We start from the raw sequence: 25,085 nt of genomic DNA on the forward strand, positions 1-25,085 counted from the left end.
CCCGATATTCGGTTGGTATATGAAAAGTGTTTGTGGGTTGATGACGATTCTGAAAAGGGTATTGGTGTTGATAGGGGTTCTGCCGGCCATGGGCATGGCCCAGCCATTGGTGCTCCATTATTCCAAAATCGATTACAAAGGCGGAAACCAAAACTGGTCGATTGCGCAGGACCAGAAAGGGTTGATGTACATTGGTAACAGCGACGGCCTTCTGCAGTTTGATGGTACCAACTGGAAACTCTACTCGCTTCCCGACCGCAATATTGTTCGCTCGGTTGCTGTGGGCCCGGATGGCAAAATTTATACCGGCGCTTTCGAAGAGTTCGGTTACTGGCAGCCCGACAAAACCGGACAATTAAAATATACTTCCATTTCACATTCCTATCCCGGTTTGAAGCTCCACAACTGGGAGTTTTGGCGTATTCTTTTTTCACACGATAAAGTTTATTTTCAGTCCTTCGGAGCGCTTTTTTCTTATGACGGTGATACCGTTCATCAGATTCCTCTGCCATCCAATGTCATTTTAATGTCGCAGGTTGGCGATCGGTTGATTACGCAGGAAGACGGTGGTGGCCTGGTGGAGCTGGTGAATGATCGCCCGGTTCATATTCCCGGATCGGATTTTTTGGCTTCCACGCAAGTGAAAAGTATTATTCCCGGAGGAAAAGATACGCTGCTGGTTTGTACTTCATCACAGGGGATATATCAACTGGCTTCCGGAAAATTTTCTCCCTGGGGAAGTGATGTTCAGGAATTCTCGAAGCAGAACGAATTGAATGTCGCTATTCCGTTGAAAAACGGATTTGCTTTCGGGACCATTTTGAACGGAGTGGTTATTACCGATCGGCATGGGAAAATTAAAACACGGATTAATACGGATAGTGGACTTCAGAATAATACGGTTCTCGCCCTTATGCAAGATCAGAAAGGCGGCTTGTGGGTTGCGATGAACAAAGGGATTGACTATGTGGAAATTAATTCTCCACTGTTGATTTATCGCGATAAGAACCAGCGAATTGGGGCTTTGACTTCTGCAGTTATTTATGAGGGGAAATTGTTTATCGGTTCGAACCGGGGCGTTTACTATCGTGAGTTACTCAATGGAGATCCGAGGCATCCCGTCGGCAATTTTCAGTTTTTGGATGGAACACAAGGCCAGGTGTGGGATTTACAGGTGCATGCCGGTTCATTAATTATCGGGCACAATCGCGGAACCTTTACTTATAGGGATGGCCGGCTAAGTCAAATAAGTAAAGTGTCGGGCGGCTACATGGTCAAACCTTATGAGCGGGGTGGGAAAAAATACATGATTCAGAGCACTTATACCCGTCTGGTTATTTACCGTCTGGAGAATGGCGAATGGCGATACGATCATCAGGTCACCGGATTCAACGAGCCTTGCCGGTTTGTCGAAATTGGCCCCTTCGGATACATCTGGGTAAGTCATCAGCAGAAAGGAGTTTACCGGTTGAAGTTGGATGCCAACTATCAGAAGGTGGTCGACACGCGCTATTTTGGACGCGTATCTGGTTTGCCAGCCGATTTCGATGTCCATGTGTTTAAGCTTGCCAACCGGATTGTTCTGACATCTCCGGAAGGACTGTATACGTATGATGACCTGCATGAGAAGGTAGTTCCGATGAATGATTTGAATCAAACGCTGGGAGAGCTTTCCGCAGCCCGTCGCATCATTCGGGTCGACGATAACCGGTACTGGTTGATTAGTCGGAATATGCTTGGAATGGTGGATATTCGCGATAGCGGAGCCATGTTGGTCAGAAAGATGGATCCAGCTCTTTATGGTTTCTCGATGGTGGAACGATACGAAAATATTGTTCCGCTGAATAACCGCATTCAGATGGTGTGCCTCGATGAAGGGTATGCTTTAATTGACTTGAGGAGGGATTTGAAAGATACTGTTACACAGAAAATATTTTTCCGGGATGTAGTGGCATCGGGACGGAAAGGTGAAAAACGACGGTTACCTCTTTCAACAGCCAATTCTTACCAGACAATTCAGTTGCAGCCCTGGGAGCGGAGTATCAAGTTCCGGTTCGCCTCGTTGAATTATTCTCCCGACGGCAAGTCATATCAATATTATTTAGAAGGCTTGAAGCCTGATGAACACTGGAAATCGACTTCTCCGGAAGGAGTTGCGGTTTATGATCGCCTCGCGGCCGGCAATTATGTTTTTCATGTCCGAAATGTCGATGCATTTGGTCATCCCCTTTCTGAGATAACCTACCCTTTTGTCATTAAGCCTCACTGGTATGCATCGTCGATGGCCTACTTCTTTTACGTTATCATCGGTGTGCTTTTTATCATTCTTGCCCAGTTGTTGCTGTACCGACGATTAAAACGACGGGAAGAAAAAGCCCGTCAGGAGAGACATGCAGAGTTGGAGCGGAGAAGGCAGGAAGAGCGGGAGCATGCTGAGAATGAAATTATCAAGTTGCGGAACGAAAAATTACAGGCAGAGCTTTCGCATAAGGATATTGAGCTGGCTAACTCAACCATGTCCATTATCCGGAAAAATGAGTCGCTCATAGAGATTAAGAACGAGATTGAGAAACAGAAAAAGCAGTTGGGAACCCGCTATCCAAAAAATATGTACGAGAAGCTGGTTGGATTGGTAGACAGGAATTTAACCAATGAAGATGATTGGCTGGTTTTCGAATCTCATTTCGATCAGGCTCATGAAAACTTCTTCCGGCGACTCAAAAATGAATATCCTTCCCTGACTCCGAGCGATTTGAAATTGTGTGCCTACCTCAGACTGAATCTCGCAACGAAGGAAATTGCGCCGCTGCTCAATATTTCAGTTCGGGGAGTGGAGATTCGGCGATACCGTTTGCGCAAAAAACTGGAGTTGCCCCAGGAGAAAAACCTGGTGGAATTCATGATGGAATTTTAAACCGCTTTTGGAATCTGATACGTCGGTTTATGACGTTTTGATGACATTTCACCCTTGTTTAAAAATAAATTCTTTGCTATTTGCGGTTGTTTCCATCTCCTGAACGTTAAACATTCCTTGTATAATCTTATCATTCCTTAGTCTGATTTAGCATTTATTTAATCTAAGTTTTAGAAAACATATCTTTTTATAACGGCTGATAATTAGCTCGGTATGGAGGTGTATTTCTTTTGTGATGTAGTGATGTGAAAGTCGAAAATTGGATGTTTTTTAACATGATGTAGGTAGGTAGGGGTGGCATTTTTCCTTTTTACTCCACCAGGGGGTTCTTTTGTAGCATATTCAAATTGTCAAAAAAAGACTGAACGAATGAAAAAGAGTTTATTAACCCTTTTGGTGGTCCTTCTTGGCTTTACAGTAGTGATGGCACAAAACATCACCGTTAAAGGGAAGGTAACTGGCGCGGATGATGGAAAGCCCATACCGGGAGCCAGTATTTTAGTAAAAGGTACCACAACCGGTACCATTACCGATTTTGATGGTAACTACTCGTTAAAAGTTCCGGCTGACGGTGCGCTGGTATTCTCGTTTTTGGGAATGAAGACCGTAGAGCAACCGGTGAACGGACAGAAAGAAATTAATGTGACCCTTTCAACTTCTACTAAAGATCTGGGTGAAGTTCAGGTGGTAGGTTATGGTGTTCAGCGGAAGCAGGACATCACTGGTTCCATTGCCGGGGTGAAAGGAGCCGATTTGATTAAGCAACCGGCTCTGACAGCTACCCAGGCTATTCAGGGAAAAGTGGCCGGTGTACAAGTTGTGAACTCCGGGGCCCCGGGTTCTGCTCCGCAGGTGCGTATTCGGGGAACAGGGACCATTCTGGGTGGAGCGAAGCCGCTTTATGTTGTCGATGGAGTTATTACCGACGATATTCGCAATATCAATAACTCGGATATTGTCTCGGTAGATGTGCTGAAAGATGCTTCGGCTGCCGCTATCTACGGTGTGCGTGGTGCAAATGGTGTGATCATTATTACCACCCGTGCCGGCGAGAAAGGTAAAATGAAAATTTCGTACGACGGCTATGTTGGCACTAATGTAGCAGCCCATAAGGTAAAAATGGCAGACTCGAAATTGTATGCTGAATATACCAACGAAGCTCTGGGCTACGATGGAAAAGCTCCGGCATTTGATTTGAACAACCTGCCTCCATACAATACCGATTGGTTCGACGCAATTACCCGGAAGGGAGTTAGTCAGAATCATAACCTTTCGGTAAGTGGTGGAAATGATAAGGCAACCTATTATTTCAGCATGGGTTATAAAAGCGATCAGGGAATCCTTGACGGAAACAATTACGATCGTCTGACACTCCGTTCAAATAATACGTATAAGGTGACCAAGTTCCTCGAAGTGGGTGACAACATTGGCCTGTCCCGATATAATTCGGACAACAAGCCTTATTCGGCTTTCACCGCAGCTTATCGTCAGGCGCCGACTGTTCCGGTGAAGGATAAAAGCGGAAATTATGGTTTCACTGACATCAATAACGTTGGTAACCCGAAAGCAACACTTGATTATACGAATGATCAAAGCTGGGGAACCCGTATTCAGGGGGCGGTTTACGCCAAAGTTGATTTCACCAAACATCTCCAGTTTAAATCGAATATGGGAGTTGACTTATCGGAAGATCACGGGCGTATATACAACCCGGTTTACACAGTTTCCGCAACTCAAAAAAATGAAATATCCAAATTGAGTCTGCATCAAAACACCAATGCTCACTGGATTTGGGATAATTACTTTACCTACAACAACCGCTGGGGAAATAGCCGGTTGAAACTGATGGGAGGTACAACGGCTGAAAAATACCGGACGCAATATATTGATGCTGCCCGTCAGAATGTACCTGCACAAAAGAATTACTGGTATCTCGATTTGGGCGATGCAGCATCTGCAACCAACGGCAGTAATGGCACAAAGAATACCCGTAACTCCTACTTAGGACGTGTCAACTACAGCTTCGCCAACAAGTACCTGTTTACCGGTACTATTCGTTACGATGGCTCTTCGATGTTTCCATCCAATAATCGTTGGGCAACGTTCCCTTCAGTTGGACTTGGTTGGGTGCTGACCCAGGAGAATTTCCTGAAAGACAATGCGTGGCTGACTAATCTGAAATTGCGTGCCAGCTGGGGTAAAATCGGTAACGATAATATACCTGCTGATGCGTTTACTTATCTCATCAACTCTGATTTGGCGTATGTGTTTGGTCCGGATCAGGCTTATACCAATGGTGGTACGATAACCGATATCAAAGACCCGAATCTGAAGTGGGAGGTAACAACAGAAACCGACCTGGGATTGGAATACGGATTGTTCGACAATCGCCTTTCCGGTGAGTTTGACTATTACAACAAACTGACCTCGGATGCGTTGATTTTTGCTCCGATTGCCGGAATATTTGGAGATAACGATGGAAAATTTCTGACCAACAAAGCTGATATCCGAAATACTGGTTTTGAATTCTCTGCCAACTGGCGCGATAAAGTCACCTCCGATTTCAGCTACAATATTGGTTTGAATGTGACGACCAACAAAAACCGCATCGAGAAAGTCGGCGGTGGTTTGCCAATCAACAGCGGTAGTTTGGGCAACGGTCAGATAACAACACAGACGGCAGAAGGCCAGCCGATTGGTTCCTTCTGGGTATACCAGACCGACGGTATTTTCCACAACCAATCGGAACTGGACGCTTACGTGAATAGTAATGGTCAGCCTTTGATGCCAAATGCTCAGCCAGGTGATCTGAAGCTGGTAGACCGGAATCATGATGGCGTTATTGATGATAAAGACCGTTATTATGCTGGGTCGTACAATCCCACACTGATGATCGGGTTGAACCTCGGAGTGAACTATAAGAACTGGGATTTCTCGGTAGATTCTTATGGTAACTTTGGTGGCAAAATCTACAACGGTAAGAAAGCTCAGCGCTGGGGTGGTGAAAATATCGAGGCGTCATTGGCCAACCGTTGGACACCGGATCACACGAACACGAATATCCCAAGAGCTTCCGATGCTGTACCTGTGGCTTCGGATTACTATATTGAGTCTGGTAATTTCTTCCGGTTTAACAACCTGACATTGGGTTATACGCTCCCCAAAACATTGACCGAAAAGCTCTCGATAAGTCGCTGTCGTTTCTATGTGGCAGCCCAGAACGCAATTACACTGACAGGTTATAGTGGTTACAATCCTGAATTACCGGGACAGATATCACGGATTTCCGGAAACTCTGACAATGGAGCCAACACGACCAACTCCGGAACCCTTAACTCTGGAATTGATTTGAGCTCTTATCCTGAAACGGCTTCTTACCTCTTGGGTCTCAACATAACTTTCTAATTTGTATTGGATATGAAAACCAGAAAGATGAAATTATTATATATGGGGGCTGCGTTGGCAGCAGCTCTGCTGACCTTCTCGGGATGTTCGAGCAATTACCTGGACGTTCCGCCGGAGGGAAATATGACGCCAAAAGATTATTACTCTGATCATCCGACTGAAGTAGTTAACGCAGTGTATAACAAGCTACTCGATTGGAACGAAAGCTCTTTCTCGTGGCTTGGTATTTCCAGCATCACTTCCGACGATGCCGATAAAGGTAGTTCTCCGGGTGATACCGGAACCGACAAAAATCTGTTGGATAACTTCACATTTGGAGCGGATGCCTTGTCGTTTAACGATGTATGGCAGGGTAACTACGAAGGAGTTGCCCGTGCCAATCAGGCAATGAAAGTGCTGGGTGAAGTGACCATTAATGATACACTGAAGAACCGCCTGGAAGGGGAAACCCGTTTCCTCCGCGCTTATTTCTATTGGAATCTGGTGCGTACGTTCGGCGCAGTGCCGTTGGTTGACAAAGTTCCCGACCCAACCAATCCGGCTGATGTGGCGATGGGAAATACCCGTGTAACAAAGGATTCTATTTATGCGTTTATTAAAACGGATCTGCAGTTTGCTATTAATCATCTTCCGAAGAAGAGCGAATACGCTGCAAAAGATTTAGGTCGCGCGACCAAAGGAGCTGCGCAAACCTTCCTGGCAAAGGTAAATCTGTATCAAAAGAACTGGTCGGAAGTATTGCGCCTGACCAATGAGGTGATCAATTCCAATGAATATGCACTGGTCAGTGATTACTCAACGATTTGGCGTGAAATCGGAGAGAACAATTCCGAGTCTATTTTCGAAATCCAGGGACGTGGTCAGACACCGAACAAAGGAGTTCAGGGATATGTCGACGTTCAGAGTGTCAGAGGCCAGTTTGGATGGGGCTTCAACGTGCCATCACAGGATTTGGCTGATACCTACGAGCCTGGTGACCTCCGGAAAGATGCAACGATTATCTATCCGGGAGAAACCATGTGGGACGGTACGGTGATTAATTCCAACACACCGAACCCGATGTACAACCAGAAAGCTTATCTGAGTCGTACAAAGGAAACGTATGACGGAAACTCCTGGGAATCGAGCAAGAATGTACGGATATTCCGTTACGCTGAAGTGTTGTTGATGAAAGCTGAGGCGGCTAATGAAATGGGCGACCCGGGTACAGCACTGGCGGCATTAAACCAGGTTCGCGAGCGGGCCGGCTTGCCCGATTACACCGACACCAATCAGGATAACCTGCGGATGAAAATCTACCACGAACGTCGTGTAGAATTGGCATTCGAAGGCGACCGTACGTTCGACCTGATTCGTCAGGGACGGGCGGCAACCGTATTGGCCAAAGAAGGATTTGTGGCTGGTAAGAACGAGTTGTTCCCCATTCCGCAACGTCAGATCGAGCTGAGTGGCGGTGCATTGACTCAAAATCCAGGATACTAAAATTATTCATAGATGTTAGGATGAACTTCCCGGTATGGTGTAAATTTACCTTCCGGGAAGTTTCTTCCTGTTTGCCATATTCATGCCAATACAAATGAACAAGTATCTACTTTTCATATCCTTCTGGGTAGCTTTGACTTTAGTTTCCTGTTCAAAGAAAGGCGATAATTATGTGCCGCCGAATGGAGGAGGAACGCTGCCGAAGCCCCCACCTACTTTGACGGATGGTGAGTTGATGGATACTGTTCAGCAAGCAACTTTTCAGTATTTCTGGGATTTCGCTCATCCGGTTTCCGGTCTTATCCGTGAACGAAGTAATGGGAACAACGATATCGTCACCATTGGTGGTTCCGGTTTTGGCGTGATGGCCATTATTGTCGGTGTGAAGCGGGGCTATATTACCCGTCAGGAAGCGGTGACACGGTTGTTAAAGATGGTCACTTTCCTGCGCGATAAAACCACACGTTATCATGGGGCCTGGTCGCACTGGCTCAACGGATCAACCGGAGAGACAATTCCGTTCTCGCAAAAGGACGATGGCGGCGACCTGGTGGAAACAGCTTATATGATTCAGGGGCTGTTGACGGCAAGGCAGTTTTTTAATGGCTCATCTGCAGATGAAACGCAGTTGCGGGATATTATTACCGGGCTGTGGCAGGATGTTGACTGGGGATGGTATACCAATGGGCAGAATTATCTCTACTGGCACTGGTCGCCAGACTATGGCTGGGCAATGAACATGCCCATACGCGGTTTCAACGAGACGATGATTACCTACATGCTGGCTGTTGCGTCACCCACGCATCCGATTGCTCCGTCGCTTTACGATACGGGTTGGGCCGGAAATAATTATAACGCGACACTCATCGTTGACCAATATGGATATTACGGCGGTCCGTTGTTTTTTACACACTATTCTTATTTGGGAATGAACCCGCACTTTTCGGATAAATACATTCGGGCATCCAGGTTCGTTTCCTATTTCGATCGGAATAAGGAACAAACGTTGCTGAACAGGAAATGGTGTATCGACCGTGCATCGGTTTATTCATACTACAACAAGAATTGCTGGGGGCTAACAGCTTCCGACGATCCGGTAAACGGTTACATGGCACACGAGCCAACCACAGCCAACGATAACGGAACGATTACTCCAACAGCCGCTATCTCGTCCATTGTTTACACGCCTACCGAATCGTTGGCGGCCATGCATTATCTCTACGATAATTATGGTTCAAAGGGACTCTGGGGAAAGTATGGTTTTAAAGACGCCTTTAACATTCATGAAAACTGGTACGCTCCTTCTTACCTGGCGATAGACGAGGGGCCAATTATTGCGATGATTGAAAACCATCGCAGCGGAATATTATGGGATAATTTCATGCAGGATCCGGATATTCAGACCATGTTTAGCAAGCTGGGATTTGAGAAAACAAACAATTAGAAAAACCAACAAAAATTTTAGCCGGAAGCCGGCTTCTTTGTCATTGAAATGATCGCCTTTTGGGCAGAAAAAGTGTTCATCTAATGAAAAAAATCTTCAGTATCATTATCATTCTCCTGCTGGTGAAAAGCGTTTCGGCACAGGATCATCTCAACCAATACCTCACCAAACCTGACCATTTTACAGCTAAAGGATATGACAGCCACGTCGAGTTACGCTGGCCCGATTTGAAAAATGCTGTCTCCTACCGTTTGTATGCAGCAACCGACAGCGCTTACCAGTTGCGCACTGAAACGAAGAATAACTATTACCTCGATTTTGTAACGGATTTGGGGCGAAACATCTCTCTAAAATATAAACTGGTTCCGGTTAGCCGGAAAGGAAAAGAACTCACTTCCGAAACGGTAGAGGCCAATGCATCGATTCATGATTTTACCGATAAGGAGCTCATGAACATGGTGCAAAAATATACCTTCCGTTATTTCTGGAACTTTGGCCGGGCCGATTTGGGAATGGCCCGCGAACGCGATAATCATCCGGATGGCGATATCGTTACTATCGGCGGCTCCGGGTTTGGCGTAATGGCCTTGATGGTGGGAGTGAAACACGGCTGGATTACCCGCGAACAGGCGGTCGACCGGTTGTTGAACCTCACCAAATTTCTCAAAACAACCGACCGTTTTCATGGAATGTGGGCACACTGGTACAATGCCGATACACAAAAAGCTTATCATTTTAGTAAATACGATGACGGTGGCGATATTGTCGAATCTTCCTTTATGATGGAAGGCCTGCTGGCAGCCCGTCAGTTTTTCAATCATTCGACTCCCAAAGAGAAATTTCTGCAACAGCAAATTACCGATCTGTGGAAATCGATGGATTGGGACTTCTATACCCGTGGTCAGGATGTTCTGTACTGGCACTGGTCTCCCGATTATGGCTGGAAAATGAATCATCCCATTCATGGGTACAACGAATGTCTGATTACCTATATTCTGGCGGCTTCGTCACCCGACCATGCCATTTCTCCGGACGTTTATCACAAAGGCTGGGCCGGGAACAACTGGGACACATTCGCCAATAATTCCACTTATTACGGCATGATGCTTCCATTGGGAAACCGCAAATGGATGGGCGGTCCGTTGTTCTTTGCTCACTATTCGTACATGGGATTGAATCCAAAAGGCTTGCGCGACCGGTATGCCAATTATTGGCAGCAAAACCGGCGGCAGACATTGATTAATCGTGCGTACTGCATCGATAACCCATACGGATGGAAAGGCTACGGCCCTGATTTCTGGGGACTCACAGCCGGCGATAAAGTCCCGGATGGATACACGGCGCACGCTCCGGGTTTCCAACGTGATTTGGGAACAATCACACCAACGGCAGCACTGTCATCAATGCCGTACACTCCGAACGAATCGATGAAAGTATTGAAAAACCTCTACCGGAATTACGGAAAGTATCTGTTTGGCCCGTTCGGCTTCTACGATGGAATTAATCTTTCGGTTGGAAATAAGCCGGAAGACCACGTGCGCAAAACCTACCTGGCCATCGATCAGGGGCCGATTGTGGTGATGATCGAAAATTACCGTTCAGGCTTGGTCTGGAACTCATTCATGAAAAATGAAGATGTGCTGAGAGGGTTGAAACGTTTGGATTTTACCATTGATAATAAACCCATTCAAGTAAATGAAACCAAGTAAACCGGGGAAGAGTCGAAGAATCGGAGTGCGGGCGATTGCTGCTTTAGCCGTAATCATGTTGGCGATGGTCGGTTGCCAGCCTTCCGGGAAGCAGGAGTCGAAAACGGTCCAACCGGGGCGGCGGTACTTCACCGATCCGGTGATTGCGCACAAAGTGGATTCCATTTTGTCATTGATGACGCTGGAAGAGAAGGCTGGTCAACTCTGTATTTTGGGAGCAGATCATCCGAACCTGAAACAGCTGGTTAAGGAAGGTAAACTGGGTGGAACTAACGGAGTTCTTCCAGGTAGAAATGTGGGCCGTTACACCCGCCAAATGCAAAAACTGGCGATGCAGTCGCGGCTGAAGATTCCGTTGCTGTTCATGGGGGATGTCATCCACGGTTTCCAGACAGGTTTCCCGGTTCCGTTGGCGTTGGCTGCTTCGTGGGACCCCGACTTAACCCGAAAAACCGATAGTATTTCGGCCGTTGAGGCAACGGCATCAGGTGTGAGCTGGACGTTCAACCCGATGATTGACATAGCCCGCGATCCGCGTTGGGGCAGAATAGTAGAGGGCGCCGGCGAAGATCCGTATCTCGGTTCGCTAATGGCAGCGGCTGCTGTGAAAGGATATCAGGGCGAAAGCCTTGCATCACCTCATACCATGATGGCTACCGCGAAACATTTCGTAGGGTACGGCGCAGTGCAAGCAGGCCGTGACTACAACACGGTGAATATGTCGGAACGGGAGTTGCGTTCCGTTTACCTGCCTCCGTTCGAAGCGGCTGTTAAAGCTGGAATTGGAGCCGTAATGCCAGCCTTTGTATCATTCAACGGTGTGCCTGTAACGGCCAACCACTTTTTGCTGCAGGATATTCTCCGCAAAGAAATAGGCTTTAATGGAATTGTGGTTTCGGATTACGATGCGGTGACAGAACTTCAGGAGCATGGTGTAGCGGCTTCTGCGGCACAAGCCGACGAACTGGCGATGAAAGCGGGTGTCGATATGGATTTACACAGTGGTTCGTACCTCGAGAATTTACCCAAACTCGTAAAGGAAGGTAAAATACCGGAATCGGTGTTGGACAATGCGGTGCGAAAAGTGCTGACCATGAAGTTCGAACTGGGATTGTTCGATAATCCGTTCCGCTATAGCGACTCCACATTGGTGGCCAATAATGTTCTGCCGGCAAGCCATCGCGAAGCAGCGAGGAAAGTGGCTTGCAAGACATTTGTATTGCTGAAAAACGAAAAAAATATTTTACCGCTAAGCAAGAAACTTCAGTCTATTGCTGTGATTGGTCCCGCTGCTGATACTCAGGATAACTTATTAGGGCCGGTTCATGCACTGGCCCGGCCGGAAGATGTGGTGACCGTGCTGCAGGGAATTAAAAAGGCCGTTTCGCCATGGACGAAAGTAATTTATGCGAAAGGAACTGATTACAATACCAGTTCGGAAAGCGGTTTCCCGGAAGCTGTTCGGGCAGCCCAAAACGCTGATGTGGTAGTGCTGGTGCTCGGGGAAAACAACGACATGTGCGGAGAAGGCGACAGCCGTGCTTCATTGCAGTTGCCTGGTAACCAACTCGACCTGGTGAAAGCTGTTGTGAAGACCGGCAAACCAGTGGTAGCTGTTTTGGTCAATGGCAGGCCGTTGGCTGTAAACTGGCTGAATGACCATGTGCCGGGCATTCTGGAAACCTGGTTTCCGGGTACCGAAGGTGGAAATGCCATTGCGGATGTGCTGTTTGGCGATTACAATCCGTCGGGAAAATTGCCGGTCACTTTCCCGAGAAGTGTCGGACAGGTGCCCATCTTTTACAGTCATCTGAATACTGGGCGGCCGTTTAATCCGAATGATAAATACACGACCCGTTACGTGGACATGCCCAATACACCGCTTTATCCGTTTGGTTACGGATTGAGTTATACGAATTTTCTATTTCGCCGGTAAAACTGAATACACAGAATCTGAATTGGAACGATACACTGAAAGTGTCGGTTTCTGTTATCAATACCGGGGAACGCGTGGGTACGGAGCTGGTGCAGCTGTACACGCATCAGCAAGTCGCCAATGTGAGTCCTCCGGTAAAACAATTGCGGCGTTTTAAACGAGTCCGGTTAGCTCCGGGAGAGGTGAAGGAAATCACGTTCCGGTTGACGCGAAAGGATTTGGCAATTCTGGATAAAGATATGAAGTGGAAGACCGAACCGGGTACTTTCGACGTGATGGTAGGAAGCAGTTCCGAAGTGACCAATTCGGCCGGTTTTACACTGAAAAAGCCTTGATATTTCTGGTGAGAAGACAACGATGAATTATGAACCTGAAATTAGAACAATAGTGAAAAAGATGACACAAAAACTGACGATGTTACTGACTGCGGGAGCGGTTTTGTTCCTGTCGTCCTGTCAGCAGCCTGTTAATAATAAGGTTGCGAAAAAAGACGAAGCATCGAAGTATTTCGACGAGCCGGTAATTACGCACAAAGTCGACTCGGTACTGTCGATGATGACGCTGGATGAGAAAATTGGGCAGCTTACGCTGTACTCCAGCGGCTGGGATAAAACCGGGCCGAGCATGAACGAGAATTACATTAATGACATAAAAGCCGGGAAATGCGGAAATATCTTCAACGCTTTTTCGCCGGATTACAACCGGAAATTGCAGAAGATTGCGATGGAACAAACCCGGATGAAAATTCCGTTGCTGTTTGGTTACGATGTTATCCACGGACAGAAAACCATCTTCCCGATTCCGTTGGGTGAAGCGGCTTCGTGGGATTTAAAATCGATTCAGAAAACGGCATCTGCTGCTGCTGCCGAAGCTGCTGCTGCCGGTATTCAGTGGACTTATGCCCCGATGTGTGACATTGCCCGTGACCCTCGCTGGGGCGCGTATCGGAAGGTGCTGGTGAAGATCCGTACCTCGGAAGTAAAATTGCTGCCGCGCGTGTGCATGGTTTCCAGGGAACCAATTTGGCCTCAGACACTACGGTTGTGGCCTGTGTGAAACACTTTGCTGCTTACGGTGCCCCGGAAGCCGGCCGCGATTACAATACCGTTGATATGTCGGAACGGAAACTCCGGGATGTTTATCTGCCTCCTTATAAGGCTGCAGTTGATGCCGGTGCCGGTACAGTGATGACTTCGTTTAACGATTTGAACGGTGTTCCGGCAACGGCCAGCCATTTCCTGATGACCAATATTCTGCGCAAGGAGTGGGGCTTTAATGGCTTCGTGGTAACCGACTACACGGCGATTAACGAGCTGGTGCCTCATGGCATTGCCAAAGATGAGAAAGATGCAGCTGCCTTGGCGATGAACGCCGGTGTAGACATGGATATGCAGGGCGGAACTTATTCTAAATACCTGAAAGAATTGCTAAAGGAAGGCCGCGTAACGCAAGAGGAAATTGATAATGCGGTACGTCGTGTGTTGCGGATTAAATTCCGCTTGGGACTGTTTGCCGATCCGTATAAATATTTCAGTAACAAGCGTGAGAAGAAGCTGACCTATTCGAAATATCATATGACACTGGCCCGCCAGATGGCCCGCGAGTCAATGGTATTGCTGAAGAATGATAAGGAAACACTTCCGTTGAAAAAAGGTCAGCGAATTGCGTTGATTGGCCCGTTGGCTAATTCGCAGCGCGACCTGCTGGGCTCGTGGCATGCAGCCGGCGACTGGAAAATCAACAAAACCGTGAAGGAAGCGATGGAAGACCAGTTTGGCAGGCAGAATATCCGGTATGCCAAAGGATGTGACCTGCGTGGCGATAACCGTTCCGGATTTGCTTCCGCTGTGTCAGCTGCTCGTCGTTCCGATGTGGTGGTGATGGTGTTGGGCGAATCGGCTGAATGGAGCGGTGAAGCTGCCAGTCGTGCGCACATCAATCTGCCGCATATTCAGTCCGAATTGCTGGAAGCCATCCACAAAACCGGGAAGCCGGTGGTTGTGGTACTGATGAGTGGTCGTCCGTTGGCGCTCGACAAAGAGGTGCCCATGACCGATGCGATGCTGGAAGCCTGGTTCCCCGGAACAGAAGGAGCCCCTGCTTTGGCCGATGTCCTTTCGGGAAAATACAACCCGTCGGGTAAATTGCCGATGACTTTCCCGCGGATTACCGGTCAGATTCCGATTTATTACAGCGCGAAAAATACCGGTCGTCCTTATACCAAAACCGGAAAAGAACAGAAATACCGTTCACGGTATCTGTTTACACCGAATACGCCGGAGTTTGCCTTCGGTCATGGATTGAGTTATACGACATTCAGTTATACCGAACCGGAATTAAGTACGGCGAAACTGGCCATGGGCGACACTCTTCACGTAAGTGTGAACATTACCAATACCGGTAAATACGACGGAACCGAAGTGGCTCAGCTGTACATCCGCGACATGGTGGGTAGTGTTACCCGTCCGGTGAAAGAACTGAAGGGTTTCCGGAGAATATTCCTGAAAAAGGGTGAAAGCAAAACCGTCACTTTCGATTTGACCATGAACGATCTTTCTTTCTACCGCAAGGATATGACCTGGGGGGCCGAACCCGGCGACTTCAAGGTATTTGTCGGCGGCGCTTCCGACGATGTGAAAGAAGCAGCATTTACATTAGTGAAATAGATTGGATTTTTTATCATAGACTACTAAACACTGAACCGGTTGGCGTAATGTCAGCCGGTTTTTTTTGTTAATGTGCATCTGGCGACTGTCAATGTGTATTTGGCGATTGTTAAAGTGCATTTGGCGACTGTCAATGTGTATTTGACGAGTGTTAATGTCAATCTGGCGACTGTCAATGTGCATCTGGCGACTTGTCTTGTCCTGAAATAGCTTGACGTAAAAAGTCAGGAAAATGAAGAAAGGAAAAGAGGCCATGTTAAGCGATCACATGGAAGGATTTCAGGAAAAACCGATTAATTACAATGCTTACGAAGTTAGTTTCAGGCGCTGGTTGGTCGGCCAGATAGATGCAGAAAAGATGAGTTTTCAGCAGGCACGCGACCGGTTTGATTAGGTTCCCAGTACCGGCGCATTATCAGGAACTGGCAGGAACGTTATTCCGATGATATTCACTTATCTTTACAGGCGATGAGTGGAAAAGAAAGAACAGATGTAAAAGCGCTGGAGAAGCGTATCAAAGAGCTGGAAAAACAGCTTGAACTGGCGAAGATGAAAAATGTGGGCCTGAATACGATAATTGACATTGCTGAGCAGGACTACAAATTAGAGATTCGAAAAAAGTCTGGCCCCAAACAGTAGAAGTACTGGCACACATGTACCCGTTGGTATCCAAATCGGTACTGTGTGAACTGTTTGGGTTTAGCCGCCAGGCCTGGTACGATAGCAAAAAGCGTCACTCAGTAAAACAAATGCAGGAGGTGTTCATTTTAAAGCAGGTAAAATACTTCGCCGCGAACATCCCCGCATGGGAGCAGAGAAACTCCTTTTGTTATTACTGGCTTCCACACTACAGGAACACAATATCAAATACGGAAGAGACAAGTTTTTCAACCTGCTCGGGGAGCACGGTTTGTTGGTGCGGCGCCGTAAGCGGGGCCGAAAACCACTAATTCGAACCATTTTTACCGTAAATATCCCAATCTAATCCGGGATATCGAACTGGTCAGTTTCAGGCAGACTCTGGGTCAGTGATATTACTACCTGCGAACTGAAAAAGGGTTTGTCTACCTGTCCCTGGTAACCGATGCCTATTCGAAGAAAATTGTCGGATGGAGCCTCTGGCCCGACCTGACCAGTGAAGGGGCTTAAATGCCCTAAGAATGGCCGTTGCCGGCGAAGGTGTAAAGCCGAACCTGATTCATCACTCCGACAGGGGGATTCAGTATTGCTGCAATGATTACGTGAACTACCTGAGGGAGCTAAAATCGGCATATCAATGACCGAAAACGGAGACCCTTATGAAAATGCGGTAGCCGAACGTGTTAATGGTATTTTAAAGGGAGAGTACAGCTTACAGGATACTTTGCCGATTATCACGCAGCCCTGGAAGCGGTAAAAATCGCTGTATACAAATACAATCATAAACGGCGCATCGTAGTGTGGACATGATGTTCCCCACTGATGCACATAAGCAAACCGGAACATTAAAGAAACACTGGAAAAAGCGGTCCTATCCGTTGAAGCGTGAATCAGGTGATACATAAAAATCTGTCGAACGAACCCGGTGTAAGAGAAAACCTGTGATGAGAGAACAGGAATAACAGGAGAGTTTCCGGCTACTTCAGGGTTTTTAGAAACAATCTGAACTCTGTTTTCAGGTTTTACTCTTACAAACGACGGACCGGGCAGGAAGATAAAAAGAAGTATATTTGGAATCCAGTTGTTACGAAATAACAAGCAACCGGACTCACCAATTAAGTATATAAATCTGTCAAGCTATTTTAGGGGAGGTCAAAAAATATTTAGGAGAGGTCAATTGCTACACGTGCGGCATGGGCTGCTACAGGTCAGTGGTGCGTTGCTACACATACGGCGTGGCCTGCTACCTGTCAGTCTTGTTGCTACACATACGGCACGGCTTGCTACCAGTCAGTCGTGTGTTGCTTCGTGCGGGGTACTTACTGCTACACGCGGGTATCGGTGGGATGTGGCAGAGACTGAAAGCATTTCGTCCTAAAACGAATTTTCGGATGCAAAAAAGGTGTCCCTGTCGGTTAACTCCAGCGTTTGGAAACTGCAGAGCTACCTCGGGGACACCTTCTTTTTTATCCTATCGGGAATGCCGGTTATTTGTCTTTTGTTCCTTTTTCAGGAAGCAACGCAACACTTATGTAGTTGTTGAAATCCCAAACCCATTTGGCTGCCTTCTGCAATTCTTTTGGATTCAGGGCATTTACCTATTGAACTGGTTGAAGGTTGAGAAATCACCGTCATGATTCAGGTAGTACGATTTCAGTGCGCTCAGCCAGTAGCTGTTTTCACGGAGATTGGTTTCACGCTCACGCAACATCTTTTCCATTGCTTTGTGTACTTCTTCCTGAGACGGACCATTTTTGAGCAGATCCTTGATTCATCGAAAACAGCTGTTTTCAGTGTGTCAATTTTCTCCGGAGCGGTACCATAATAAATCGTCATGGTATATTCCGGTTCCGGAAGTTTATTGAACGAAGGTTGTGCTCCGATGTAATATACACTGGATTTGTCCTCGCGAATGCTTTCCAGCAAACGGGTGGTGAGAATTTTAGCCAATGCGTCGAGTTCAACGATGTCTTTCGTATCGTAGTTCAGCTTACCATGGAATTGGATGTACTGAATACTTTTCGGTTCGGTTCCTTTATATACTTTCTTTCGACAGCACCTTTTGGACGGATACCAAATCCTTCCAGTGATCGGTTTTACCGGTTGTAGGCAACGAAGCCAGGTAAGTTTCTACCAGGTTTCATTTTGTCGAAGTCGATGTTACCAACAAAGATGAATTTGAAATCGCCTGCATTGGAAAACCGGTCTTTATCGATAGCCTTGATGCGATCGAAATTCGCCTCTTTCAGGGTTTGTTTTGTCAAAGGACGAACCCACGGACTGTAATTGCTGGCAACCACGCGGAAGGTATCGGAGAAGGCCGCTTCCGGAGAAGCTTTCCGGTTGTCGAGCTGACTCTCCATCCGGGTCATGAAAGAGTTGAAGGCCGATTGGTCAACGCGCGGATGAGTGAAATAGAGGTTCACCAGTTTCATCAGCGTTTCAACATCCTTTTTCGAAGAAGACCCCTGGAACCCTTGAGTAATCTGGCGGATAAACGGATCGACATTTGCTACTTTGCCGGCCAGTTTTTTGTCCAGCTCGGGAGCCGTAAAGTCAGAAAGTCCGCTCATCTGCATGATGGTAGCTGCAAAATCAGTGGAAACGTCGTCCGATGGCGAGTAAACCGAATATCCACCCGGTCCGTAAGCTGAGAAAAGAATTTCGTCATCTTTGAAATCCGTTTTCTTCAGAATGACTTTGGCACCATTGGAAAGTGTCCACTCTTCTGCATTTACTTCCGGAATTTTCTTCTCGCTGACAATCTTACCAGGAGTTGGTTGTTCAGGCATCAGCGGTGCATCGGAAACCTGATCTTTATATGGCTTGATTTTAGCCGTGTCTACTTCCGCCAGAAGCTTTTTGACATCGTCGTTGGTCGGAACCGGAACGCCTTTCACGTCCGGAGCGGTGATAATTACCACGCGGTTATCCGGTGTCAACCATTTTTTCGCAAGGGCGTCCACGTCAGCCAGGGTAATGGTTGGCATCAATTCCTTATAATACTGATACTCCTTGTCAAGTCCCGGAACGGGCTCTTTCCGCTCCAGAAAGTTGCGGCTGTATTCGTTGGCAATACTGATAGATTGGCGTTTGTCACGATCGTTGTAAGCGGTTTCCATCGAGCTCATCATCGACGCTTTTGCACGCTTCAATTCACTTTCGGTAAAGCCATAATCTTTCACTCGCTGGTTCTCGATAAGCACGGCTTTCAATCCTTCCGGAATTTTTCCCGGATGGGTAACGACCATGGAGGAATAAACATCCACCGGGCCGACCAAGCCGCCATAGCTGGAGCGTGCAAATACAAACGGAGGATTTTCTTTTTGCGCAATTTCCGACAAACGAGCATTGATCATGCTGTTGTACAGGCTGTGCATCATCATTTCGCGGTAGCCACCAACGGTTGTGTCGAGCTCCATGGGATGCTTGATGTACAAATTAGCTGAAGAATAGGTTGCTTCGGGGTCGGTGACGACTTTGATGAGGGTACCTTTTTGGAAAGGAACATCGTATGAAGGCTTTTTGCGTTCGTTTTTGTGAATCGGAATTTGAGAGAATTTCTCTTTTACCTCCTGAACCATTTTTTTCTGGTCGAAATCGCCCACAACAATGACAGCTTGCAGATCGGGACGATACCAGTCGTTGCGGAAACGACGAACAGCTGACGGAGGACAACTGTCGACGACCGACATTTTCCCGATAGGTAAACGGTCGGCATAATGTGAATCTTTGAAGAACACCGGCAGCCACTGTTTCATCATGCGCTGCTGTGCACCTTGTCCGCCGCGCCACTCTTCGTGAATGACACCACGTTCTTTGTTAATTTCGTCGTTCGAATCGGTCACCTGGGAAGCCCAGTCGTAAAGAACCTGCAGGCCTTTGTTCATATATTTAGCGCTGTCGAGTGGTACTTTCAACATGTACACAGTCTGGTCGAAGCCGGTGTAAGCATTGATTTCCGGTCCGAATTCCATACCGATGGATTCGAAATAATTCACGAGCTCATTTTTGGGGAAATTTTTGGTCCCGTTGAAGCTCATGTGCTCGCAAAAGTGGGCGAGTCCCTGTTGGTCGTCATCTTCGAGAATGGAGCCGGCTGATACAACCAGCATCAATTCTGCACGGTTTTTCGGGGTGTGGTTGGCCCGAACATAATAGGTTAGTCCGTTTTTCAATACACCTTTGTCCGTCTTCGGATCAAAAGGAATTTTAGCTTTTAAATCCGGCACCTGGGCATAAGAACCCATCGCCAAAAAAATGGTCAACAGACCAAGGATTAACTTTTTCATAAGCAATTTGTCTTGGAATAAATAATTAATATGATTTTTGTGGGTGTTTCACAATTGGTATAGTGTTTGGCTAATTCGTTACAAATGTTGTCGAACAGCATACGAAAATCCGTCTTCATGGTGAGCCCGGCTGTTCCGGTAACGAAACTTCAATTCGTCTGGTGCATTGTCGACAACATACGAAAGCCGGGTGTAATCGAGCAATTCCATATCGTTAAAATCGTTTCCGATACCCAGCGTATTTTCTTTGGGAATACCTGTTAACTGGCAGACCGCTTCCACACCGTGTGCTTTGGTAACTCCTTCCGGGAAGATTTCCATCCAGGTGAAATCGGGATGTAGCGGCGAAGTGGCCCGTATAACACTAACGTGCGGAAATTGCTTCAGTACTTTTTGCTTGATGACGTCAAAATGTTCTGCGTCGCGCGGAAGAAATATTAAAACCTGGGAAATGGGAAAAGCATCGTTTTCTTTTAATTGAACCGCGTCTCCCAACACCTTGTGGTAATTGAGGTAACGTTCAAATTCTTCACAGGGGTTACTTCTCCACCAGGCAAAATGGTGATTGTCCGGAATTTCGCGCGAAACTTTGAAGTTGAGTTTTTCGGCCATCAGAAACTGAATAATTTCTCCTGCTTCATCGGCCGGAATACTCATGGCCATCAGCAACTTTTGTTGTTTCCAGTTAATCAAACCTGCACCAGAGCTGAAGATGACAAAATCAAACGGCATATCGGGCGTAAGTACCTGTTTTACCTTCATCAGATTTCTTCCGGTGGCTGCTACCCGGCATATTCCCAATTTTCCCAACTCTACCAGTGTTGCGTAGTCTGCTTTACTGATGGAATGATCTGCCTGCAACAGCGTGCCGTCCAGGTCGGTTATCACCATTTTTATTTCTGTCATTTGAAAAAAAAATAATCGAAATTATATTAGATAATCAATGGGTTAAGAATTTTGGGCCTGAAAAGTTAAAATTTCCCAAAAACCAATAGTCTTTCCGAATGTTTATCTGACGCCAGCCTGCGTCAAGCAGCCAGCAAACAACGTGCCGAAAAAATAATTTTGCCGGCAGAATGGTTGAAGTTACAATTCCTGAAGAAGGTTTAAAAGTGAAACTTTAAAATTTTAACAGAGGTTTGATTATATAACATAATTTGAAAGATTTAGCCGTTAAAGAAGGGGAGTCTTTTAGGGTGAAATATGTTTCCGGGTTGTTAAAAAATTGTTAAATTCGGGCGCCGGAAGAAATTAAGTTACCGTGTTTTATCATTTCTTTGTCGGTGAGCGATCGGGCCGGGGTTACCGTGGCGATGGTATTTGACCGAAGAAGGCTCGGAGCATATAGATTTTAAGGGATGTTGTTCGGTTCGTTGATGACATTACAACCTGTATTTTCTCTTCTTTTTTTTGTCAGGGGAATTGTATCTTTCGAATTCAAATTTTTGGCGTGTAGACAACCAAAATCAATGCATACAAAAATAACTAATAGATATGGACAACAGACTTCAAGAGCTGACTGATAAGATTTATCAGGAAGGAATCTCGAAAGGAAACGAGGAGGCCGAAAAAATTGTGTCCGATGCCCGTGCGGAGGCAGAGAAAATTTTGGCTGAAGCAAAGAAGAAAGCTGAGAATATCGTTTCTGATGCCGAGAAAAAATCAGCCGAATTCGATCAAAACACCAAATCCGAACTCAAGCTGGCTTCCCGCCAGGCAGTTGATGCCCTGAAGCAAGAACTCGTCGGTATCATTAACGGTACCATTACTACTTCCGAAGTAAAAGCAGCGATGGGGGATACCAAGTTTATCCAGAAAGCCATCGAAACTGCTGTGAAAAACTGGGCTGTACATAACGATGAAACCATCGACATGCAGGTTCTCATCCCCAAAGAGGACGAAAAAGCCATCAGCGATTACTTTGCCGGTACTGCAAAAGGCGTGCTCGATAAAGGTTTTTCTATCGAAACAGTAAATGACCTGAAAGCTGGTTTCCAGGTGGCTCCGGCCGACGGAAGCTACAAGGTTAGCTTTACTGATGAGGATTTCATCAACTTCTTCAAAGAGTTCTTGCGTCCGAAAATCGTTGAACTTCTTTTCGAAAAGTAATAAGAACACAGGGTTAGTACCCAGTGCTTTTGGATGAGAACCTTTTACGAATGAGACAACCAACCGGGCCAGGATTCCTGTTCCATACTTTTGCTCAGCAAATCAAGGAATAAAAATCATTTTTACTGAATCCGGCAGGCTGTTTGTTTTGGAAAACCATTTCGAATGAAAAAATATTACTGTCTGGTTGCCGGGCTTCCCGAAATTCGCATAGATGACAACAAACAGAACTTCGATTTGAAGGAGTTCAAGGAGGAGTTGCGTGCCAACTTGTCGGAAGGCGATTTTGAGTTGATCAAACTCTTCTACCGGAAATTCGACAACCTGAACCTGATAGCATACCTGAAAGATGCCGAGGCTAAACTTGACGACCGGGGAAATCTAACTCAGGATGACTTCACTGAAATCCTTCGGATGGTGAAGGAGGAAGAAATCCGAAAGATGAGCGAATTCCGGTGTACTTTAAAGAGTTTATTCCTGCCTGGCTCGAAGAAAAACCGCTGTTCCCCGATATGGCGTGGGAAGATCAGCTGGCAACGCTCTATTACGACGATGCCCTGAAATGCCGGAATGAATTCTTTAGCAGCTGGTTTGCCTTCAATCTGAATGTGCAGAATATCCTGACCGCTATCAACTGCCGGAACTATGACCTGGATCTGGGGCCGGCTATCGTTGGAAACAGCGAAATCGCCAATACCATTCGCGAAAGCAACTCGAAAGATTTTGGTCTGGCAGCCATCTTCCCTTACCTGGATGACGTGCTGCATATTTCTGAAGAGGCCAATCTTTATGAACGTGAACGTCGCATTGATGCACTCCGTTGGAAGTGGCTCGAAGAAAATGCATTCTTCAAGTATTTCACGGTAGAGAAAGTCTTGCCTATCTGCTGCAACTCGAAATGATTGAACGATGGGTGAAACTGAGCCAGGAAACCGGCCTGAAGATTTTCCGCGATTTTGTTCAGGAACTGCAACACTCGTTCGAGTTCCCCGAAGAATTTAAATTAAAAAGTAAACAACGAATATGTCTACGCAAGGTAAAGTCAAAGGAATTATTGCCAACCTGGTGACAGTGGAAGCCGATGGTCCGGTAGCGCAGAACGAAATCTGCTACCTCCAGACCCGCGGTACCGACCTGATGGCTGAGGTGATTAAGGTCAATGGAGCCAACGCCTTTGTCCAGGTTTTCGAAAGCACCAGGGGACTGAAAATCGGTGATCCTGTGCGGTTCACCGGACATATGCTCGAAGTAACGCTCGGGCCAGGCATCCTCTCCAAAAACTACGATGGTCTGCAAAACGACCTCGACAAAATGGATGGTGTCTTCCTGAAAAGGGGAGATTATACCAATCCGCTGGATGATGACACTCTCTGGAACTTTAAGCCGCTGGCCAAGGCAGGCGACGAAGTGGAAGCTGCCAGCTGGCTGGGTGAGGTAAACGAGAATGGTAAACCTCACCGAATTATGGTGCCATTTGTGTTTGAAGGTAAATACACCGTTAAATCGGTTGTCGAAGCAGGCGAATATAAAATAAACGACACCATTGCTGTCTTGGTGGATGCCGACGGCAAAGAACACAACGTGACCATGGTACAGAAGTGGCCGGTGAAAAAAGCCATTACTGCCTACCGGGAAAAACCCCGTCCGTTCAAACTGCTCGAAACCGGTGTTCGTACCATCGATACCATTAACCCGATTGTAGAAGGTGGTACAGGATTTATTCCCGGACCTTTCGGTACAGGTAAAACCGTATTGCAGCACGCTATCTCGAAGCAGGCGGAAGCTGATATCGTGGTGATTGCTGCTTGTGGTGCGTGCCAACGGTAGTGGAAATCTTTACCGAGTTTCCCGAACTGGATGACCCGCACACGGGTCGGAACTGATGGAACGTACCATCATCGTGGCAAACACCTCGAACATGCCGGTTGCTGCCCGTGAAGCGTCGGTTTACACCGCGATGACCCTTTCGGAATATTATCGTTCCATGGGACTGAAGGTGCTGATGATGGCCGACTCTACTTCCCGTTGGGCTCAGGCCTTGCGTGAGATGTCGAACCGTTTGGAAGAGCTGCCCGGACAGGATGCATTCCCCGATGGACCTTTCGGCCGTTATTGCCAACTTCTACGCCCGTGCAGGTTTTGTTTACCTGAATAACGGTGAATCAGGTTCTGTAACCTTTATCGGTACGGTATCGCCTGCCGGTGGTAACCTGAAAGAGCCGGTAACTGAGTCGACCAAAAAAGTGGCCCGTTGTTTCTATGCATTGCAGCAGAGCCGCGCCGACGGAAAACGTTACCCGGCCATCAACCCAATCGAATCGTATTCCAAATACCTGGAATATCCCGAGTTCGAAGAAATATTGCGAAGCGTATTGGCGACAAGTGGATCGCTTCCATTAATGAACTGAAAACGATCCTACTTCGTGGACAGGAAGTTAGTGAGCAGATCAATATTCTTGGTGATGATGGTGTACCGGTGGAATATCACA

17 protein-coding genes and 2 pseudogenes are annotated in these 25,085 nt (G+C 46.9%); 16 read left to right on the plus strand and 3 right to left on the minus strand.

All coding sequences use genetic code 11. The features are described from left to right. Positions 1-40 precede the first annotated feature (40 nt). The 11 genes and pseudogenes from GJU87_RS21215 (at position 41) to GJU87_RS21255 (ending at position 16,195) form a co-directional block, all read left to right on the plus strand. Positions 41-2,914, plus strand: a complete 2,874-nt coding sequence (locus GJU87_RS21215) for a two-component regulator propeller domain-containing protein (RefSeq protein WP_228492074.1) — start codon at positions 41-43, stop codon at positions 2,912-2,914. 369 nt (positions 2,915-3,283) lie between these two features. Then, entirely contained in the window at positions 3,284-6,319 is a 3,036-nt protein-coding gene (locus GJU87_RS21220; protein WP_153641290.1) for a TonB-dependent receptor, read from the plus strand. 27 nt (positions 6,320-6,346) lie between these two features. Beyond that, positions 6,347-7,801, plus strand: a complete 1,455-nt coding sequence (locus GJU87_RS21225; RefSeq protein WP_153641291.1) for a RagB/SusD family nutrient uptake outer membrane protein — start codon at positions 6,347-6,349, stop codon at positions 7,799-7,801. Between the two features lie 94 nt (positions 7,802-7,895). Further along, complete coding sequence (locus GJU87_RS21230; RefSeq protein ID WP_153637646.1) at positions 7,896-9,245, plus strand: glucoamylase family protein; 1,350 nt, start codon at positions 7,896-7,898, stop codon at positions 9,243-9,245. A gap of 83 nt (positions 9,246-9,328) precedes the next feature. Next, entirely contained in the window at positions 9,329-10,954 is a 1,626-nt protein-coding gene (locus GJU87_RS21235) for a glucoamylase family protein (RefSeq protein ID WP_194831395.1), read from the plus strand. Beyond that, positions 10,941-12,890, plus strand: coding sequence for a glycoside hydrolase family 3 N-terminal domain-containing protein (locus tag GJU87_RS21240; protein WP_228492075.1), 1,950 nt, complete (start codon positions 10,941-10,943; stop codon positions 12,888-12,890). The genes GJU87_RS21235 and GJU87_RS21240 overlap by 14 nt, the downstream gene beginning before the upstream one ends. Positions 12,891-12,931: 41 nt before the next feature. Further along, positions 12,932-13,225 (plus strand): fibronectin type III-like domain-contianing protein, encoded by a 294-nt coding sequence (locus GJU87_RS21520; RefSeq protein ID WP_228492076.1) that lies wholly within the window; start codon positions 12,932-12,934, stop codon positions 13,223-13,225. A 220-nt stretch (positions 13,226-13,445) separates the two neighbouring features. Next, a pseudogene (bglX, locus tag GJU87_RS21245) lies at positions 13,446-15,139 on the plus strand (beta-glucosidase BglX); the annotation flags it as partial. Between the two features lie 195 nt (positions 15,140-15,334). After that, positions 15,335-15,556: a fibronectin type III-like domain-contianing protein gene (locus tag GJU87_RS21710; protein WP_305071375.1), complete on the plus strand. Its 222-nt coding sequence runs from the start codon at positions 15,335-15,337 to the stop codon at positions 15,554-15,556. 232 nt (positions 15,557-15,788) lie between these two features. Further along, positions 15,789-15,950, plus strand: coding sequence for a hypothetical protein (locus GJU87_RS21250; RefSeq protein ID WP_153641292.1), 162 nt, complete (start codon positions 15,789-15,791; stop codon positions 15,948-15,950). Between the two features lie 74 nt (positions 15,951-16,024). Next, positions 16,025-16,195 (plus strand): hypothetical protein, encoded by a 171-nt coding sequence (locus GJU87_RS21255; RefSeq protein ID WP_153638867.1) that lies wholly within the window; start codon positions 16,025-16,027, stop codon positions 16,193-16,195. Between the two features lie 1,662 nt (positions 16,196-17,857). On the opposite strand, the gene GJU87_RS21260 is transcribed toward GJU87_RS21255, so the two are convergent. From GJU87_RS21260 to GJU87_RS21270, 3 genes are all read right to left on the minus strand, one after another. Next, entirely contained in the window at positions 17,858-18,286 is a 429-nt protein-coding gene (locus tag GJU87_RS21260) for an insulinase family protein (RefSeq protein WP_373921493.1), read from the minus strand. Positions 18,287-18,291: 5 nt separating this feature from the next. Then, on the minus strand, positions 18,292-20,487 hold the full coding sequence (locus GJU87_RS21265; protein ID WP_153641294.1) for a M16 family metallopeptidase: 2,196 nt from the start codon (positions 20,485-20,487) through the stop codon (positions 18,292-18,294). 78 nt (positions 20,488-20,565) lie between these two features. Then, the gene (locus GJU87_RS21270; RefSeq protein WP_153638143.1) at positions 20,566-21,393 is read right to left on the minus strand and encodes an HAD hydrolase family protein; all 828 of its coding nucleotides are present in this window, start codon (positions 21,391-21,393) and stop codon (positions 20,566-20,568) included. Positions 21,394-21,981: 588 nt separating this feature from the next. On the opposite strand from GJU87_RS21270, the gene GJU87_RS21275 reads away from it, so the two are divergent. The 5 genes and pseudogenes from GJU87_RS21275 to GJU87_RS21665 all read left to right on the plus strand — a co-directional run bounded on the left by GJU87_RS21275 (position 21,982) and on the right by GJU87_RS21665 (position 25,004). After that, a complete protein-coding gene (locus tag GJU87_RS21275) occupies positions 21,982-22,596 on the plus strand; it encodes a V-type ATP synthase subunit E family protein (RefSeq protein ID WP_106543269.1) in 615 nt (204 codons plus the stop codon). Between the two features lie 165 nt (positions 22,597-22,761). Further along, positions 22,762-23,665 (plus strand): annotated as a pseudogene (locus tag GJU87_RS21875) (DUF2764 family protein). Next, positions 23,620-24,423: a hypothetical protein gene (locus tag GJU87_RS21530; protein ID WP_228492077.1), complete on the plus strand. Its 804-nt coding sequence runs from the start codon at positions 23,620-23,622 to the stop codon at positions 24,421-24,423. The pseudogene GJU87_RS21875 and the gene GJU87_RS21530 overlap by 46 nt, the downstream one beginning before the upstream one ends. A gap of 55 nt (positions 24,424-24,478) precedes the next feature. Beyond that, complete coding sequence (locus tag GJU87_RS21660; RefSeq protein WP_255454229.1) at positions 24,479-24,751, plus strand: hypothetical protein; 273 nt, start codon at positions 24,479-24,481, stop codon at positions 24,749-24,751. Then, positions 24,690-25,004, plus strand: a complete 315-nt coding sequence (locus GJU87_RS21665; protein ID WP_255454230.1) for a hypothetical protein — start codon at positions 24,690-24,692, stop codon at positions 25,002-25,004. Before GJU87_RS21660 ends, GJU87_RS21665 begins: the two co-directional genes overlap by 62 nt. Positions 25,005-25,085: the final 81 nt, after the last annotated feature.

Source organism: Prolixibacter sp. NT017, assembly GCF_009617875.1.
GTDB lineage: Bacteria > Bacteroidota > Bacteroidia > Bacteroidales > Prolixibacteraceae > Prolixibacter.

What these genes read in the sequence shown, in the direction of transcription:
- GJU87_RS21710 (WP_305071375.1), top strand. Translation starts at nt 15,335, where the DNA reads ATGGTGGGTAGTGTTACCCGTCCGGTGAAAGAACTGAAGGGTTTCCGG.
- GJU87_RS21230 (WP_153637646.1), top strand. Translation starts at nt 7,896, where the DNA reads ATGAACAAGTATCTACTTTTCATATCCTTCTGGGTAGCTTTGACTTTA.
- GJU87_RS21250 (WP_153641292.1), top strand. Translation starts at nt 15,789, where the DNA reads ATGAAGAAAGGAAAAGAGGCCATGTTAAGCGATCACATGGAAGGATTT.
- GJU87_RS21265 (WP_153641294.1), bottom strand. Translation starts at nt 20,487, where the DNA reads ATGAAAAAGTTAATCCTTGGTCTGTTGACCATTTTTTTGGCGATGGGT.
- GJU87_RS21235 (WP_194831395.1), top strand. Translation starts at nt 9,329, where the DNA reads ATGAAAAAAATCTTCAGTATCATTATCATTCTCCTGCTGGTGAAAAGC.
- GJU87_RS21240 (WP_228492075.1), top strand. Translation starts at nt 10,941, where the DNA reads ATGAAACCAAGTAAACCGGGGAAGAGTCGAAGAATCGGAGTGCGGGCG.
- GJU87_RS21275 (WP_106543269.1), top strand. Translation starts at nt 21,982, where the DNA reads ATGGACAACAGACTTCAAGAGCTGACTGATAAGATTTATCAGGAAGGA.
- GJU87_RS21225 (WP_153641291.1), top strand. Translation starts at nt 6,347, where the DNA reads ATGAAATTATTATATATGGGGGCTGCGTTGGCAGCAGCTCTGCTGACC.
- GJU87_RS21220 (WP_153641290.1), top strand. Translation starts at nt 3,284, where the DNA reads ATGAAAAAGAGTTTATTAACCCTTTTGGTGGTCCTTCTTGGCTTTACA.
- GJU87_RS21665 (WP_255454230.1), top strand. Translation starts at nt 24,690, where the DNA reads ATGGACCTTTCGGCCGTTATTGCCAACTTCTACGCCCGTGCAGGTTTT.
- GJU87_RS21530 (WP_228492077.1), top strand. Translation starts at nt 23,620, where the DNA reads ATGTCTACGCAAGGTAAAGTCAAAGGAATTATTGCCAACCTGGTGACA.
- GJU87_RS21270 (WP_153638143.1), bottom strand. Translation starts at nt 21,393, where the DNA reads ATGACAGAAATAAAAATGGTGATAACCGACCTGGACGGCACGCTGTTG.
- GJU87_RS21660 (WP_255454229.1), top strand. Translation starts at nt 24,479, where the DNA reads ATGGAACGTACCATCATCGTGGCAAACACCTCGAACATGCCGGTTGCT.
- GJU87_RS21255 (WP_153638867.1), top strand. Translation starts at nt 16,025, where the DNA reads ATGAGTGGAAAAGAAAGAACAGATGTAAAAGCGCTGGAGAAGCGTATC.
- GJU87_RS21215 (WP_228492074.1), top strand. Translation starts at nt 41, where the DNA reads ATGACGATTCTGAAAAGGGTATTGGTGTTGATAGGGGTTCTGCCGGCC.